The sequence below is a fragment of the Pseudomonas poae genome (assembly GCF_001439785.1).
GTDB lineage: Bacteria > Pseudomonadota > Gammaproteobacteria > Pseudomonadales > Pseudomonadaceae > Aquipseudomonas > Aquipseudomonas poae.
Window position 1 is genome coordinate 181,385 of record NZ_JYLI01000008.1, and the last position, 14,386, is coordinate 195,770.

The 14,386-nt window shown below is 63.0% G+C and carries 14 protein-coding genes; 2 read left to right on the forward strand and 12 right to left on the reverse strand.

All coding sequences use genetic code 11. The features are described 5' to 3' along the window. Nucleotides 1–43 precede the first annotated feature (43 nt). From TU75_RS11920 to exbB, 6 genes are all read right to left on the reverse strand, one after another. On the reverse strand, nt 44–1,444 hold the full coding sequence (locus TU75_RS11920; protein WP_003231657.1) for an aminoacyl-tRNA deacylase and HDOD domain-containing protein: 1,401 nt from the start codon (nt 1,442–1,444) through the stop codon (nt 44–46). Nucleotides 1,445–1,521: 77 nt separating this feature from the next. Continuing rightward, nucleotides 1,522–3,597 (reverse strand): ATP-dependent DNA helicase RecG, encoded by a 2,076-nt coding sequence (gene recG / locus TU75_RS11925; RefSeq protein ID WP_060549043.1) that lies wholly within the window; start codon nt 3,595–3,597, stop codon nt 1,522–1,524. 8 nt (nt 3,598–3,605) lie between these two features. After that, the gene (locus tag TU75_RS11930) at nt 3,606–4,526 is read right to left on the reverse strand and encodes a hydrogen peroxide-inducible genes activator (protein ID WP_060549044.1); all 921 of its coding nucleotides are present in this window, start codon (nt 4,524–4,526) and stop codon (nt 3,606–3,608) included. A 152-nt stretch (nt 4,527–4,678) separates the two neighbouring features. Next, nucleotides 4,679–5,425 (reverse strand): energy transducer TonB family protein, encoded by a 747-nt coding sequence (locus TU75_RS11935; RefSeq protein ID WP_003231651.1) that lies wholly within the window; start codon nt 5,423–5,425, stop codon nt 4,679–4,681. Continuing rightward, nucleotides 5,422–5,847, reverse strand: coding sequence for a TonB system transport protein ExbD (gene exbD / locus TU75_RS11940; RefSeq protein ID WP_003231649.1), 426 nt, complete (start codon nt 5,845–5,847; stop codon nt 5,422–5,424). Before exbD ends, TU75_RS11935 begins: the two co-directional genes overlap by 4 nt. A gap of 6 nt (nt 5,848–5,853) precedes the next feature. Then, nucleotides 5,854–6,825, reverse strand: coding sequence for a tonB-system energizer ExbB (gene exbB, locus TU75_RS11945; protein WP_060549045.1), 972 nt, complete (start codon nt 6,823–6,825; stop codon nt 5,854–5,856). A 191-nt stretch (nt 6,826–7,016) separates the two neighbouring features. On the opposite strand from exbB, the gene TU75_RS11950 reads away from it, so the two are divergent. Then, nucleotides 7,017–7,868, forward strand: coding sequence for an SDR family oxidoreductase (locus tag TU75_RS11950; protein ID WP_060549046.1), 852 nt, complete (start codon nt 7,017–7,019; stop codon nt 7,866–7,868). Between the two features lie 279 nt (nt 7,869–8,147). On the opposite strand, the gene TU75_RS11955 is transcribed toward TU75_RS11950, so the two are convergent. The 6 genes from TU75_RS11955 to TU75_RS11980 all read right to left on the reverse strand — a co-directional run bounded on the left by TU75_RS11955 (nt 8,148) and on the right by TU75_RS11980 (nt 13,440). Then, a complete protein-coding gene (locus TU75_RS11955) occupies nt 8,148–8,888 on the reverse strand; it encodes a hypothetical protein (RefSeq protein ID WP_003231644.1) in 741 nt (246 codons plus the stop codon). A 55-nt stretch (nt 8,889–8,943) separates the two neighbouring features. Then, nucleotides 8,944–9,324 (reverse strand): RidA family protein, encoded by a 381-nt coding sequence (locus TU75_RS11960; RefSeq protein ID WP_003176922.1) that lies wholly within the window; start codon nt 9,322–9,324, stop codon nt 8,944–8,946. Between the two features lie 24 nt (nt 9,325–9,348). Further along, a complete protein-coding gene (spoT, locus tag TU75_RS11965; RefSeq protein ID WP_003231642.1) occupies nt 9,349–11,454 on the reverse strand; it encodes a bifunctional GTP diphosphokinase/guanosine-3',5'-bis pyrophosphate 3'-pyrophosphohydrolase in 2,106 nt (701 codons plus the stop codon). 60 nt (nt 11,455–11,514) lie between these two features. Then, the gene (gene rpoZ, locus TU75_RS11970; protein WP_003176920.1) at nt 11,515–11,778 is read right to left on the reverse strand and encodes a DNA-directed RNA polymerase subunit omega; all 264 of its coding nucleotides are present in this window, start codon (nt 11,776–11,778) and stop codon (nt 11,515–11,517) included. Between the two features lie 167 nt (nt 11,779–11,945). Then, a complete protein-coding gene (gene gmk / locus TU75_RS11975; protein ID WP_003231640.1) occupies nt 11,946–12,566 on the reverse strand; it encodes a guanylate kinase in 621 nt (206 codons plus the stop codon). A 10-nt stretch (nt 12,567–12,576) separates the two neighbouring features. Continuing rightward, nucleotides 12,577–13,440: a YicC/YloC family endoribonuclease gene (locus TU75_RS11980; RefSeq protein WP_003231638.1), complete on the reverse strand. Its 864-nt coding sequence runs from the start codon at nt 13,438–13,440 to the stop codon at nt 12,577–12,579. 222 nt (nt 13,441–13,662) lie between these two features. On the opposite strand from TU75_RS11980, the gene rph reads away from it, so the two are divergent. Beyond that, nucleotides 13,663–14,385, forward strand: a complete 723-nt coding sequence (rph, locus tag TU75_RS11985; protein WP_003176917.1) for a ribonuclease PH — start codon at nt 13,663–13,665, stop codon at nt 14,383–14,385. Nucleotide 14,386: the final 1 nt, after the last annotated feature.

Consider the following 14,386-nt stretch of genomic DNA (forward strand, 5'->3'; position numbering starts at 1 on the left):
GGGAGCTGGCTTGCCTGCGATAGCTTTCTGACAGTCGTCAGCGTTATCCCTGGCTGAACTGAGAAGCCAGCTCGCGCAACAGCACCTCGGCATCCAGCACCTTGCCCACCACCTCTTCCGCTTTTTCGCGGCTCAGCCCCAGCCGCGCCAGCAGCGCATCCGGAATCGCCTCATCCGGCCCGGAGCCCACGCCCCGGCTGCGCAGCAGGCGCACGGCCAGGCACACCAGGTTCGGGTATTCGGCGTACTGCCCGTCATAGGTTGGATCGTGCTGGAAGCGCAGCGCGGTGGACAGTTCGTCCGGCATGTCCCAGAAGCGCATCAGCCAGGCGCCGATCTGTTCGCGGCTGATGCCCAGCAAGTGTTGCTCCACATAGCTGTGGCACAGGTGCGGGTTGACTTCCAGGTGTCGGCAGATCAGTGAGAAGTGCGGCGGGAACACGTGGGCCAGCAGCAGATAACCGAAGTTGTGCAGCAGGCCGGCCAGGTACGTGAGGCCCGCTTCCGGACGCTGGGCGCGCGGCATGGCGCGGGTCAGGCCTTCGATGACGGCGGCGGTGTAGATCGACTGGTGCCAGTACGGTGTGGCCTGGTGCGGGTTGTCCTTGGGCAGGCTCAAGGTCTTGCCGAGGGCCAGGCCCAGCGCGAGGTTGATCACCAGGTCGAAGCCCAGCACGCGCACGATGGCGTCTTCCACCGAGCGAATCTTGCCCGGCGAGGCGTAGTAGGGCGATGCGGCCCAGCTGACGACCTGGGCGGCCAGGGCCGGGTCGGTTTCGACTACGCCGGTGATGTCATCGATGGTGGCATTGGGGTCGACGCGCAGTTTGATGATCTTCTGCGCGGTGTCGGCCAGCGGCGGGATTTCGATGGTCGCTTCCAGGCGTTGCTGGATCCGGCGGGCAGTAAACGCCTGCATTGCCTGGGTGATTTCCTCGCGGTCGTCGTTGGGGCGGTCCAGGTTGGGACGGATATTGCGCAAGGGCTCACCGAACTGCGCGGCGCTGGCCTTGGTGAGCAGGGCCTTGAAGGCGTCGGTGGGAATGTCCAACAGCAAACCGGCTTCGCCCGAATGCACCAGCAAGCTGGGCTCGTTCAGCAGGCTGCCTTCATACAGGCAGGGGGAACTGGTCAGTGGCGGCAGGCCTGGCAGCAGATTCAGCTCGTGCTTGCTGAGCATGCGCTTGACGCGGTCCGGCTCCACGGCCGTCAGGCGCCGGCCGGTGAGTTCGGCGAGGCGGTTGAGGTCGAGCAACTGGTTCTGGGGGAACAGCACCATGAGGGCGCCCACCGCGTCTTCCAACAAGACTGCCTGGACCTTTCGCGCGGGGTTCAGGCCAGCGTGTTCGGCGACTTCCGTGTAGGGAATGGCAAGTTTTGCGAGCAGCGCCTGAACAACCGACGGGGCGGTCAGTGGGGCGGTGGCGAGGGCGACTTCTGACATGGCCTGATCCAAATTCGTACAGTCACCGAAGTATAACCAGCTTGTTACGCGTGAGGGTTGGATAAGTGCGCCAGCCGTCACACTTGGCCGTATTGCTGCCCGTGGCGCAGCCAGCGGTCCAGCAGCGGGCTGACGTGCTCGGGCCAGCGCTCCAGCAGCGCTTGCGCCGCATCGCGCACGGCGGGCAGCAGGTCGGCGTCGCGCATCAAGTCGGCGACCTTGAACTGCAGCAGGCCGGTCTGGCGGGTGCCGAGCATTTCGCCGGGGCCGCGCAGTTCGAGGTCTTTTTCGGCAATCACAAAACCGTCGTTGGTTTCGCGCATGATGCCCAGACGCTGACGACCGATCTGCGACAGCGGCGGGTGGTACAGCAGCACGCAATGGCTGGCGGCGCTGCCCCGGCCCACGCGGCCGCGCAGCTGGTGCAGTTGCGCCAGTCCCAGGCGCTCGGGGTTTTCGATGATCATCAGGCTGGCGTTGGGCACGTCCACACCTACCTCGATCACGGTGGTGGCGACCAGCAGTTGCAGGTTGCCGGCCTTGAACTCGGCCATTACCGCGGCTTTTTCCGCCGGTTTCATGCGGCCGTGGATCAACCCGACCTTGAGCTCACCGAGGGCGCTGGTGAGGTCCTCGAAGGTGGTCTCGGCGGCCTGGCAGGTCAGTTCTTCGGACTCTTCAATCAGCGTGCACACCCAATAGGCCTGGCGCCCTTCGGCGCAGGCGCCGCGCACGCGTTCGATCACCTCTACGCGCCGCGTGTCGGTGACCAGCACGGTGTTGACCGGCGTACGGCCGGGCGGCAGTTCGTCGAGGATTGAGGTGTCGAGGTCGGCGTAGGCGCTCATGGCCAGGGTGCGCGGGATCGGCGTGGCGGTCATGATCAACTGGTGCGGGTTCAGGCGTCCGCCCACGCCTTTCTGGCGCAATGCCAGGCGTTGCTGCACGCCGAAGCGGTGCTGTTCGTCGATGATGACCAGCGCCAGGTTCTTGAACTGCACTTCGTCCTGGAACAGCGCGTGGGTGCCCACCACCATCGGCGCGCCGTTGGCAATCTGCTCAAGCGCAGCTGCGCGCACCTTGCCCTTGAGCTTGCCGGCCAGCCAGGCGACTTCCAGGCCCAGGGGCTCGAGCCAGCGCTTGAAGGTGATGAAGTGCTGTTCGGCGAGGATCTCGGTAGGCGCCATCAGCGCCACCTGGTAACCGGCTTCCAGCGCCTGCAGGGCGGCGAGGGCGGCGACCACAGTTTTGCCTGCGCCCACGTCACCCTGGATCAGACGCAGCATGGGTTCGTGCTGGCTGAGGTCGTAGGCGATTTCGTTGCCCACGCGCTGTTGCGCACCGGTCGGCGCAAAGCCCAGGTTGGCCAGGTACTGCGCAGGCAGGCGCGTGGCCTTGGGCATCGCCGGCGCGCGCAGGGAGCGCATGCTTTCGCGCAGGCGTTGCTGGGACAGTTGGTGAGTCAGCAGTTCTTCAAAGGCCAGGCGATGCTGGGCCCAGTGATGGCCGAGGGCGAGTTCGTCGACATCGGCATCGGCCGGTGGGTGATGCAGGTAGCGAATCGCATCGGCCAAGGGCGCCAGTTGATAGTCGCGGGCCAGCTCCAGGGGCAGCCAGTCGGGCAGGCTCTGGGGGCCGAGCATCGTCAGCGTCTGCATGCACAACTGGCGCAGGCGCTGTTGGGTGAGGCCTTCGGTGAGCGGGTAGATGGGCGTGAGGGTGGTGTCCACCGGCGGTGGTTCGTCGCCGGTGATGGCGCGGTATTCCGGGTGATAGATTTCCAGCCCGGAGGCGCCAGGGCGCGCTTCGCCGTAGCAGCGCACGCGGGTCCCGCGCTTGAGTCCTTCCTTTTGTGCGTTGCTGAAATGATAGAAGCGCAGGCTCAGGCCGCCAGTGCCGTCCTGCAGGCGCACCACCAGGCTGCGGCGCTTGCCCATCACCACGTCGGCGCCGCTGACGGTGCCTTCGACCACCGCATCCTGCCCCGGGCGCAGTTGGCCGATGGGCACCACGCGGGTGCGGTCCTGATAACGCAGGGGCAAGTGGAACAGCACGTCCTGGAGGTTTTCCAGGCCGACCTTGGCCAATTTCTCGGCCATGGCCTCACCGACACCCTTGAGTGCCGTCACCGACACCTGCGACAGCTCAGTCATACGTCTGCTTAGCTCGCAGCGGGCGGCTTGGCCACCGAGCACAGGCGGATCGAGTCGGCGAGGATCTCAATGGCTTTTGGCCGTGGGAAGCTGGCGCGCCAGGCGATCGCCACGGTGCGGAACGGCACCGGCGGCGTGAGTGGACGCACTTCGATCACGCCGGGGGCGTAGTGATGGCTGTCCACCGCCGACAGCGGCAGGATCGAAATACCCAGGCCGGACGCGACCATATGGCGAATGGTTTCCAGGGAGCTGGATTCGACCGTGGTGTTCTTGGCGCCGTCGTTGCCCTTGGTCAGGGTTGGGCAGGCTTCGAGCACCTGATCGCGGAAGCAGTGGCCTTCGCCGAGCAGCAGCAGGCTCTTGTCGTTGAGCAGGCCGGCGTCGATGGTGGGCTTCTGCGTCCAGGGGTGGGAGGCCGGCATCAACACGTAGAATGGCTCGTCGTAGAGCGGCAGGGTCAGTACATCGGCTTCGTTGAACGGCAGGGCGATGATGATCGCGTCCAGCTCACCGTTGCGCAGTTTGTCGCGCAGCACGTGGGTGAAGTTCTCTTCGATGTACAGCGGCATCTGCGGCGCGACGCGGTGCAGTTGTGGAATCAGATGGGGAAACAGGTAGGGGCCGACGGTGTAGATGGCGCCGACCTTGAGCGGTGCGGTCAGCTGGTTTTTGCCGGCCTGGGCCAATTCGCGAATGCTTTGCGCCTGTTCCAGCACCTTCTGGGCCTGGGCGACGATGCCTTCGCCTACCGGCGTGAGGCGCACGGCGCTTTTGCTGCGCTCGAAAATCAGCACACCGAGTTCGTCTTCAAGCTTTTTCACGCCCACCGACAGCGTCGGCTGGCTGACGTGGCAACGCTCGGCCGCATGGCCGAAGTGTTGCTCCTGGGCGAGGGTCACGATGTAGCGTAATTCTGTAAGAGTCATAGCGGGCGTCCATGAAGTTGCGGGCCAAGCATACCGGCTGCAATCGATAGACGCACGTTATCAGAAGTTTGCTGGGGATTGAGCGGGGGCTGTCAAAGATGTGCTGAAAAACACGGTGGGAGGGAGCAAGCCCCCTCCCACAACCGCGTTGCTTAACGGCGACGCTTTTCGATGTTGTAGACAAACGGCGCGACGATCTCGACGCTGCCGCCTTTCAACATGTCGGCTGGCGGCTTGGGCAACGGCTGGGCACGACGGATCATGTCCAGGGTCGCGCGGTCCAGGTCGGCGTTGCCGGAGCGGCCCACCAGCTCATAGGACAGCACGTTGCCTTCGCCATCCACCACGAAGCGCAAGCGGTTCAGGCCTTCCTTGCCACGGGCCTGGGCGCCTGGCGGGTACTTCTTGTACTTCTGCAAATGCGCCAGCAACGTGCCTTCCCAGGACGCCTTGGCCGCCAACTGCTGCGGTGATGGGCCGGGTGCCGGCTGCGCCGATTTTTCAACCGGGGCATTGTTTTTCGGCGTATCGCTGGGCGGCTGCTCGGAGGGTTTCTCCTTGGGCGGCTCGGGTTTTTTCTCAACCGGTTTGGGCGGCTGCGGTTTGGGCTTGGGCTTGACCGGCTTGGGCACCTGGATAGTCGGCTTGGGCGCTTCGGCCAGTTTCGGCAACGGCGGTTCTTCCACCGGTGCCGGTGGTGGGGTTACCACCTTTGGCGGAGCCGGTGGCGGCGGCGGAGCAGGCGCGGGTGCCAGGTCGATGACCATGGCCGCCGGCGGCAGCACCACCGTACGCGGTGCCGACCAGTGGAGCGCGATGGCAATCGCGATGGCGTGCACGCCCAGCACGACGGCGAGGCTGGTGCCATAACGCGTCAGTTTGTGGCGCGTCGTGATCATTTCTTGGCTGCCGTCTCAAGTCCGACCAGGCCTACCTTGAGGTAGCCGGCCGCCCGCAGGGCATCCATCACGCTCATCAGGTCGCCGTAGTCCACGCCTTTGTCGGCCTGGAAGAAGATCGTCGTGTCTTTCTTGCCCTGGGTCTTGGCGTCGAGCACAGGTCCCAGGGACTCGGGTTTGACCTCTTCTTCGCCCAGGAACAGACGCTGGTCGGCCTTGACGCTGAGGAAAATCGGCTTCTCCGGACGCGGTGCCGGCTTGGCGCTGGACGCGGGCAGGTCAACCTTGATGTCGACGGTGGCCAAAGGCGCCGCGACCATGAAGATGATCAGCAGCACCAGCATCACGTCGATAAACGGCGTGACGTTGATTTCGTGGTTCTCGACGAGCTCGTCGTCGCCTTGATTCAAATGCAGGCCCATGGCCGATTACCCCACTTTCACCATGTGCGGTTGCGAGCTGCGCTCGGGAGGCAGGTGATCGAGGTCGCGGCTGACCAGCAGCAGCACTTCTGCCGACGCGTCCGACACCTGGGCCTTGTAGCCGGCGATCGAGCGGGCGAAGACGTTGTAGATCACCACCGCAGGGATGGCCGCCACCAGGCCCAGGGCCGTGGCCAGAAGGGCTTCGGCGATGCCAGGGGCAACGACGGCGAGGTTGGTGGTCTGGGTTTTGGCGATACCGATGAAGCTGTTCATGATGCCCCATACAGTGCCGAACAGGCCGACGAAGGGCGCGGTGGAGCCGATGGTCGCCAGCACGCCGGTGCCGCTGCTCATGTTGCGGCCGCAGGCGGCAACCAGTCGCTCCAGGCGGAAGGCTACGCGTTCCTTGATGCCTTCCTTTTCGCGGGCGTTGGTTGACAGACGCATTTCTTCGAGCGCGTCGTGCACCAGAGTGTTGGCCAGGGTGCCTTTTTTGGTCGCCGTTTCGCTGGCTTCCTTGAGGGTGGTGGCTTTTTTCAGGTGGACGATTTCAGCGCGCAAACGACGCTTGGCGCCCAGCAGCTCGAAGCCTTTGGCGATCCAGATAGTCCAGGTAATGATCGAGGCGATGGCCAGGCCGATCATCACGGCTTTCACCACCACGTCGGCGTTCTGGTACATGCCCCATGGGGACAGGTCGTGGGCCATGCCCAGGGTGTTGTTTTCTTCAAGTACGACGCCGGTGTCGTCGGCGGGGGCCGGCGCAGCAGGGTCGGTCGCTGCTGGCGTGGCGGCGGGTGCAGCCGGGGTCGTGACATTTTGCTCGGCAGCGGCGGGCGTTGCGGGAGCGCTGGCATCAGCGAATGCGGCGGTCGGTGCCAGCATTACGCTGAACAGCAACGCAGCAATCGCGCGCCAGGCGCGGGACGGGCTGTGCGGCTTGGTTGGCGAAGCGGGGGTTGTAATACGTGTCATGCTGGCCGGACCTGAGAAGAAAAAATGGAGTGATCGTCCTTCCAGACCCGTCGCGGGCCGAGGACAAATGGGCGGTCATTATTGCAAGTAATTCTTGTTAACTAAAGTGCCAGTGTTACTTTATTTCTATTTTTACTGGCCGCTGAACCCCGAGCGCAGCTAACCTGCGCCTTTGAGAATGGAGTTTTGTGATGTCTACGCCTTCTGTTGTAATTGCCGGTTGCGGCGATGTGGGTAGTCGGCTGGCTAGCCAGTTGCTGGCCTTGGAATGGGAGGTTCACGGCCTGCGGCGCGACATTTCGCGTCTGCCCGAGGGCGTCATTGGCATCGCCGGCGACCTGTTCAAAAAAGAGTGCCCCGACACCTGGCCGATCGGCGGGGTGGACTATCTGGTGTACTGCGCCGCTGCGACTGATCACGACGAGGCCGGCTATCGCGCGGCTTACGTGCAAGGGTTGCAGCATGTACTGGAGTGGCTGGATGACTATGGTCAGCAGCCCGGGCATCTGTTGTTTGTCTCCAGCAGCAGCGTTTATGGGCAGCAGAATGGCGAGTGGGTCGACGAAACGTCCGACACCCAGGCGCAGGGCTATTCCGGTCAAGTGATGCTGGAAGCCGAGCAAGTGGCGCTCAACAGTGGCATCCCGGCAAGCGTCGTGCGCTTGACCGGCATTTATGGCCCGGGTCGTGAGTGGCTGCTGACTCAGGTGCGCAAAGGTTATCGCGTGGCGACCGATCCACCTTTATATGGCAACCGCATCCACGCGGATGACGCGGCCGGCTTGTTGGCGTTTTTGTTGCGTCATGTGGAGCAGGGCGGTTCGCTGGACAAGGTCTATATCGGCGTGGACGACGAGCCTGCGCCGTTGGCCGACGTGGTGGGCTGGTTGCGTGATTACCTGGGTGTGACCGAATGGTCTGAGGATGCCAGCGTGCGGCGCGCGGGCAGTAAGCGATGCCGCAATGCGCGGATCAAGGCGCTGGGGTGGAAGCCGACTTACCCAACGTTCCGTGAAGGTTATGCGGCGATCCTCAAAGGCTGAAAATACCGTAAAAAAATGTGGGAAGGGGGCTTGCCCTAATGCCGTTCAGTTAAGCGCAGACTCCCTGTGGCGAGCAGGCTTGTCCTGTGTTGGGCTGCGCAGCAGCCCCACAACCAGGCGCTGAGCCGTATCAGGTACACCGCGTGTTGCTGGATTGGGGGCGCTTCGCACCCCAACGCGGGGCAAGCCCGCTCGCCACAATAAGCCCACACATTTTCCTTAACTGAACGGCATTAGCGCTTGCCCCCTCCCACATTTTGATCCCAGCTTTAATGGTGGTTACTTTTCGAGCAACCATTGGCGAGGGCCAGGGGTAAACGACGGCACCTCGTCCGCTTGCGCCGTATTCACCGCCTGAAAAATCTCCAACTGCTTGCCCTTGCGCGCAAAAATCCACGGGTTGCCCTGACCGTTCAGTTGCAGCCAGATGCTGTCGTAGCCGCCGCTCATGGAGGCGCAGTCGCCTGCCAGGCACAGCGAGTAGCGGTCCACGCCGGGCAAGCCGACAACTTTGCCGTCCGCCTGGAACTGCACCGTGGCGCCGTCGCCGAAACCGTCGGTGATTTTCCAGTCGCCGCCCATATAGGCCCCATACAGGGCGCGTTCGAAGTTGGCGCCCAATGGCGCGCCTTCTGGCGCAGGGTCCTTGGCGCGGGCAAAGAGCTGCTCGGGCTCGTTGTCGTTGGCCACTTGCAGCAGTTGCCGGCCTTTGCGCTTGAGCTCGGTGGCGGAGCTGCCGTAGAAGTCCACGCTCCAGGCGCCGGACTTCTCGCCGGCCAATTTGCCTTCAGCTACTTCAAAGCCGTTGTAATAACGCGCCTGCGCGGCCTTGGTGTTGACCTCCCATTCGAGGTTTGGGCCAAAGCGCTGCAACGCTTCACGCAAAGGACCGCCCTTGGCTGCTGCGTCGATGGCGACCTGATTGATCCAGGTGCCGCTTACATCCCGGTCGGCTGGATTGCTGGCGCAGCCGCCGAGCAACAAGGCGAGCAACGAAGAGGCTACAAGCGCTTTGCGCATCATGAAATCCTTCTGAAACGAGATCGGCGCAGCCTGTGCGGGCTGCGCCGGGTGTTTATTCGATGACCAGGATCGCGTCCATTTCGACCTGTGCGCCCTTTGGCAGGGCGGCGACGCCGATGGCCGCGCGGGCTGGGTACGGCTGTTCGAAATATTTGCCCATGATCTCGTTGACCTTGGCGAAGTGGCTCAGGTCGGTGAGGAAGATGTTCAGTTTGACGATGTCCTTGAACGAGCCGCCTGCTGCTTCGGCCACCGACTTGAGGTTTTCGAACACTTGTACGGTCTGTGCTTCGAAGCCTTCGACCAGTTCCATGGTCTTCGGGTCCAGCGGAATCTGGCCGGACATATAGACGGTATTGCCCGCCTTGATTGCCTGGGAGTAGGTGCCGATGGCGGCGGGGGCTTTGTCGCTGGTGATGACGGTCTTGGTCATGTGTGACTCCTTGTTAGAGGTGGCTTAGGCACGCATACGGGTGATGCGGATAACCCCGATCAAAGCGCGCAGCTTTTTGATTACGCGGGCCAGGTGCACGCGGTCGTGCACGCTGACCACCAACTGGACTACGCTGATGCGGCCATCGCGCTCGTCCATGCTGATTTTCTCGATATTGCCGTCGGCCGCATTGACGCTGCTGGCCAGCAGCGCGATCAGGCCACGCTGGTGTTCCAGCTCCACGCGCAGCTCGACGTTGAATTCGCCGGTAACATCCTTGGCCCACGAGAGCTGGATGCACTTTTCCGGGTTGTGGCGGATTTCGGTGATGTTGCGGCAGTTGTCCAGGTGCACCACCATGCCCTTGCCTGCCGACAGGTGCCCGACAATCGGGTCGCCCGGGATCGGCGTGCAGCACTTGGCATAGCTGAGCACCAGGCCCTCGGTGCCACGAATCGCCAGCGGGCCTTCGGGGCTGGGCAGTTGTTCGCCTTCGCCGAGCAGGCGCCGCGCCACCACATAGGCCATGCGATTGCCCAGACCGATGTCTTCCAGCAGGTCTTCGATGGTTTCCTGGCGATACTCGTGGAGCATTGCTTGCACGCGTTCGTGCGCGATCTTGTCCAGGGCGCTGTCGAAGCCGTTGAGCACCTTGTTCAGCAGGCGTTCGCCCAGGCTGATCGACTCGGAACGGCGCTGCAGTTTCAGCGCATGGCGGATGTGCGTGCGTGCCTTGCCGGTGACCACGAAGTTGAGCCAGGCCGGGTTCGGGCGGGCGCCCGGTGCGCTGACGATCTCCACCGTGGAGCCGCTTTGCAGCGGCTCGGACAACGGGGCGAGACGGCGATTGATCCGACAGGCAATGCAGCTGTTGCCGACGTCGGTGTGTACGGCGTAGGCAAAGTCGACCGCCGTGGAGCCTTTGGGCAGCTCCATGATGCGGCCTTTGGGCGTGAACACGTAGACCTCGTCCGGGAACAGGTCGATCTTCACGCTTTCGATGAATTCCAGAGAGTTGCCGGCCCGTTGCTGCATTTCCAGCACGCCCTTGACCCATTGACGAGCGCGGGCATGGGTGCCTTTGGGCTGCTCGTCGCCGCTGGATTTGTACAACCAGTGCGCGGCGATGCCGTTATTGGCCATTTCTTCCATTTCGCGGGTGCGGATCTGGATCTCGATCGGCACGCCGTGCATACCGAACAGGGTGGTATGCAGCGATTGATAGCCGTTGGCCTTGGGAATGGCGATGTAGTCCTTGAAGCGCCCCGGCAGGGGTTTGTACAAATTATGTACAGCGCCAAGCACACGATAGCAGGTGTCGACCTTGTCAACGATGATGCGGAACGCGTACACGTCCATGATCTCGTTGAAGGCCCGGCGCTTGCCGCGCATCTTCTTGTAGATACCGTAGATGTGCTTTTGTCGCCCGCTGACCTCGCCCTCGATTTCGTCGATGGCCAGGCAATGGCTCAACGACTCTTCGATCTTGTTGACGATTTCCTTGCGGTTGCCTCGGGCGCGTTTGACCGCCTGGTAGATGCGTGCCGAACGCATCGGGTGCATGGCCTTGAAGCCGAGGTCTTCGAATTCGATACGAATGGCATGCATGCCCAGCCGGTTGGCGATGGGCGCGTAGATTTCCAGGGTTTCCTTGGCGATGCGCCGGCGTTTTTCACCGGACAGCACTTCCAGCGTGCGCATGTTGTGCAGCCGGTCGGCCAGCTTGACCAGGATGACCCGAATGTCGCGGGCCATGGCCATGGCCATTTTCTGGAAGTTTTCCGCCTGGGCTTCGGCCTTGGTCTCGAAGTTCATCTGGGTCAGTTTGCTGACCCCGTCGACCAGTTCGGCCACGGTTTCGCCAAATTGCGCATTGAGCGCTTCCTTGGCAATGCCGGTGTCCTCGATCACGTCATGCAGCATCGCGGCCATCAGGCTCTGATGGTCCATGTGCATGTCGGCAAGAATATTGGCCACCGCAAGAGGATGGGTGACATACGCCTCGCCGCTGCGGCGGCGTTGACCGTCGTGGGCTTGTTCGGCGTAGAAATACGCTCGGCGGACCAGGTTGACCTGGTCGGGACCGAGGTAGGCCGATAAGCGATCGGCGAGGGCATCTATGCTCGGCAAAGTGTGAACTCCTGCCGAAGGCTGTGACCCCGCGCCGTGCTACGTCGACCAGGCATAGGCTTAGACGGCCTCGTTGGACTCGTCCTCGAACGCTGCAAACAGCGGTTCGTCTTCAACGATTTCAGCGTTGGCGATGAACTCGTAGCTCATCAGGCCTTCGGCGATTTCACGCAGGGCCACAACGGTAGGCTTGTCGTTTTCCCACTGGACCAAAGGCTCTTTGCCGCCAGTGGCCAATTGACGGGCACGCTTGGTAGAGAGCATGACCAGCTCAAAACGGTTATCCACGTGTTCTAGGCAGTCTTCAACGGTTACGCGGGCCATGGTATTCCTCGGAGCGAATGCAAGATGCGCGCTGCCCGGCTGGGCGAGCGGACTGAGCAGTTTAAAAAAACACCAGCGTTTAGGGAAGCGCTGATTTTAGCGACGCCCTTGCAAAACCGCTGCAAGTGCCAATGTAAGGCCCTTGCGGCGGTTTTGGGAAGGGTCAATCAGCCGAGCAGTTCGGCCAGTAACTTGCCGAAACGCTGCTGCTGGCGCTTTTGCTGGAGCTGATTGGCGCGGAAAATCGCCTTCAAGTCGTCCAGCGCGTGGGCAAAGTCGTCATTGATGATCAGATAGTCGTAGTCGACGTAGTGGCTCATTTCGCTGACGGCTTCGCGCATGCGGCCTTCGATGATCTCGTCGCTGTCCTGACCGCGGTTGGTCAGACGCTGGTGCAAGGCCTGGAGCGAGGGCGGCAGAATGAAGATCGAACGCGCCTTGGGCATCAGCTGGCGTACCTGCTCGGCGCCCTGCCAGTCGATTTCCAGGATCAGGTCATGGCCTTCGTCCAGGGTCTGCTGCAGGTGACTTTGTGAGGTGCCGTAGAGGTTGCCGAATACTTCGGCGCGCTCCAGAAAGTCGCCGTGCTCGATCATCTTGACGAACTCGGTACGCTCGACGAAGTGATAGTGCACGCCGTTCACTTCGCCCGGGCGCATGGCGCGAGTGGTGTGGGAGACCGAAATGCGGATCTGCTCGTCAGCGTCGGTCAAGGCCTTGACCAGGCTGCTCTTGCCCGCGCCCGAAGGGGCGGAAATGATGTAAAGGGTGCCGGTGCTGTGGGTCATGAAGGTTGCCTTACTCAATATTCTGTACTTGTTCGCGCATCTGCTCGATCAACACTTTGAGGTTGACCGCAGCCGTGGTGCTGCGCGGGTCAAACGCCTTGGAGCCGAGTGTATTGGCTTCGCGGTTGAGTTCCTGCATCAGGAAGTCCAGGCGCCGACCGGCGGCGCCGCCGGACTTGAGCACGCGGCGCACTTCGAGCATGTGGGTGCTCAGACGGTCGAGCTCTTCGGCGACGTCGCTTTTCTGCGCCAGCAGCACCATTTCCTGCTCCAGGCGCACGGGGTCGAGGTCGGCCTTCATGTCGGTGAAGCGGTCGAGCACCTTCTGGCGCTGGGTGGCGAGCATCTGCGGCACCAGCTCGCGCAGGATGACCACGTCGGCCTCAATGGCGGTCAGACGCTCGCTGATCAAGCGCGCCAGCTCGGCACCTTCGCGCTCGCGGCCTGCCTTGAGCTCCTTCAAACCCTGGGTGAACAGGGCGAGGGCCTGGGCATTGAGGGCCTGCGGATCGCTGGCGTCGGCCACCAGCACGCCGGGCCAGGCCAGCACTTCCAACGGGTTCAGGGCGGCCGGCTGCTTGATCAGACCTGCGATGGTTTCGGCGGCGGCGACCAATTGCGCGGCGCGCTCGCGATCCACTTGCAGCGGCTTGCCGGTGGTTTCTTCGGTAAAGCGCAGGGTGCATTCCAGCTTGCCCCGGGAGATGCCCTGGCGCAGGGCTTCACGCACGGCGCCTTCGAGGTCGCGGAACGATTCCGGTAGACGCAGGTGCGGCTCCAGGTAGCGGCTGTTGACCGAGCGCAGCTCCCAGCTCAGGGTGCCTTGGGCGCCGGCTTGTTCGACGCGGGCGAAGGCGGTCATGCTGTGCACCATGGAGGTACCTCGCGTTGCAGCCCGCAAACACGGGCTGATGGTTAAAGCTTTCTGTAGGGGCGAGCAAGCTCGCTCCCGCAGTCTGAAGGCGCGGGATTGTAGCGCAACGGGAGGAGCGCGCCCAAACCCGAGCATTCGTAACCGGATTTTAAGAAGTGCCCCGAATCGGTTCGCCGCTCTATAATGCTCGGCAGTTTTTCGTCCTCAGTACAGGAATCCCCTATGAAACGTCCAAGTGGTCGCGCTGCCGATCAGCTCCGCTCGATCCGCATCACCCGCAACTACACCAAACACGCCGAGGGATCCGTACTGGTCGAGTTTGGCGATACCAAGGTGATCTGCACCGTCAGCGTCGAAAACGGCGTGCCGCGGTTCCTCAAGGGCCAGGGCCAGGGTTGGCTGACCGCCGAGTACGGCATGCTCCCGCGTGCTACCGGCGAGCGTAACCAGCGCGAAGCCAGCCGTGGCAAGCAGGGCGGTCGTACCCTGGAAATCCAGCGCCTGATCGGCCGCTCCCTGCGCGCGGCCCTGGACATGTCCAAGCTGGGCGACGTGACCCTGTACGTCGACTGCGACGTGATCCAGGCCGACGGCGGCACGCGCACGGCGTCCATCACCGGCGCCATGGTGGCCTTGGTTGACGCACTCAAAGTCATCAAGAAGCGCGGCGGCCTCAAGGGCGGCGACCCGCTCAAGCAGATGATCGCCGCCGTGTCGGTGGGCATGTACCAGGGCGAGCCTGTGCTGGATCTGGATTACCTGGAAGACTCGGCCGCCGAGACCGACCTCAACGTGGTGATGACCAGCACCGGTGGCTTCATCGAAGTGCAGGGCACCGCCGAAGGCGCGCCATTCCAGCCGGCCGAGCTGAATGCCATGTTGGCCCTGGCCCAGAAAGGCATGACCGAGATTTTCGCACTGCAGAACGCCGCCCTGGCTGACTGAA

Bases quoted from the DNA above. Each gene is read 5' to 3' on its own strand.
- TU75_RS11920 (WP_003231657.1), bottom strand. From the start codon at position 1,444: ATGTCAGAAGTCGCCCTCGCCACCGCCCCACTGACCGCCCCGTCGGTT.
- recG (WP_060549043.1), bottom strand. From the start codon at position 3,597: ATGACTGAGCTGTCGCAGGTGTCGGTGACGGCACTCAAGGGTGTCGGT.
- TU75_RS11930 (WP_060549044.1), bottom strand. From the start codon at position 4,526: ATGACTCTTACAGAATTACGCTACATCGTGACCCTCGCCCAGGAGCAA.
- TU75_RS11935 (WP_003231651.1), bottom strand. From the start codon at position 5,425: ATGATCACGACGCGCCACAAACTGACGCGTTATGGCACCAGCCTCGCC.
- exbD (WP_003231649.1), bottom strand. From the start codon at position 5,847: ATGGGCCTGCATTTGAATCAAGGCGACGACGAGCTCGTCGAGAACCAC.
- exbB (WP_060549045.1), bottom strand. From the start codon at position 6,825: ATGACACGTATTACAACCCCCGCTTCGCCAACCAAGCCGCACAGCCCG.
- TU75_RS11950 (WP_060549046.1), top strand. From the start codon at position 7,017: ATGTCTACGCCTTCTGTTGTAATTGCCGGTTGCGGCGATGTGGGTAGT.
- TU75_RS11955 (WP_003231644.1), bottom strand. From the start codon at position 8,888: ATGCGCAAAGCGCTTGTAGCCTCTTCGTTGCTCGCCTTGTTGCTCGGC.
- TU75_RS11960 (WP_003176922.1), bottom strand. From the start codon at position 9,324: ATGACCAAGACCGTCATCACCAGCGACAAAGCCCCCGCCGCCATCGGC.
- rpoZ (WP_003176920.1), bottom strand. From the start codon at position 11,778: ATGGCCCGCGTAACCGTTGAAGACTGCCTAGAACACGTGGATAACCGT.
- gmk (WP_003231640.1), bottom strand. From the start codon at position 12,566: ATGACCCACAGCACCGGCACCCTTTACATCATTTCCGCCCCTTCGGGC.
- TU75_RS11980 (WP_003231638.1), bottom strand. From the start codon at position 13,440: ATGGTGCACAGCATGACCGCCTTCGCCCGCGTCGAACAAGCCGGCGCC.
- rph (WP_003176917.1), top strand. From the start codon at position 13,663: ATGAAACGTCCAAGTGGTCGCGCTGCCGATCAGCTCCGCTCGATCCGC.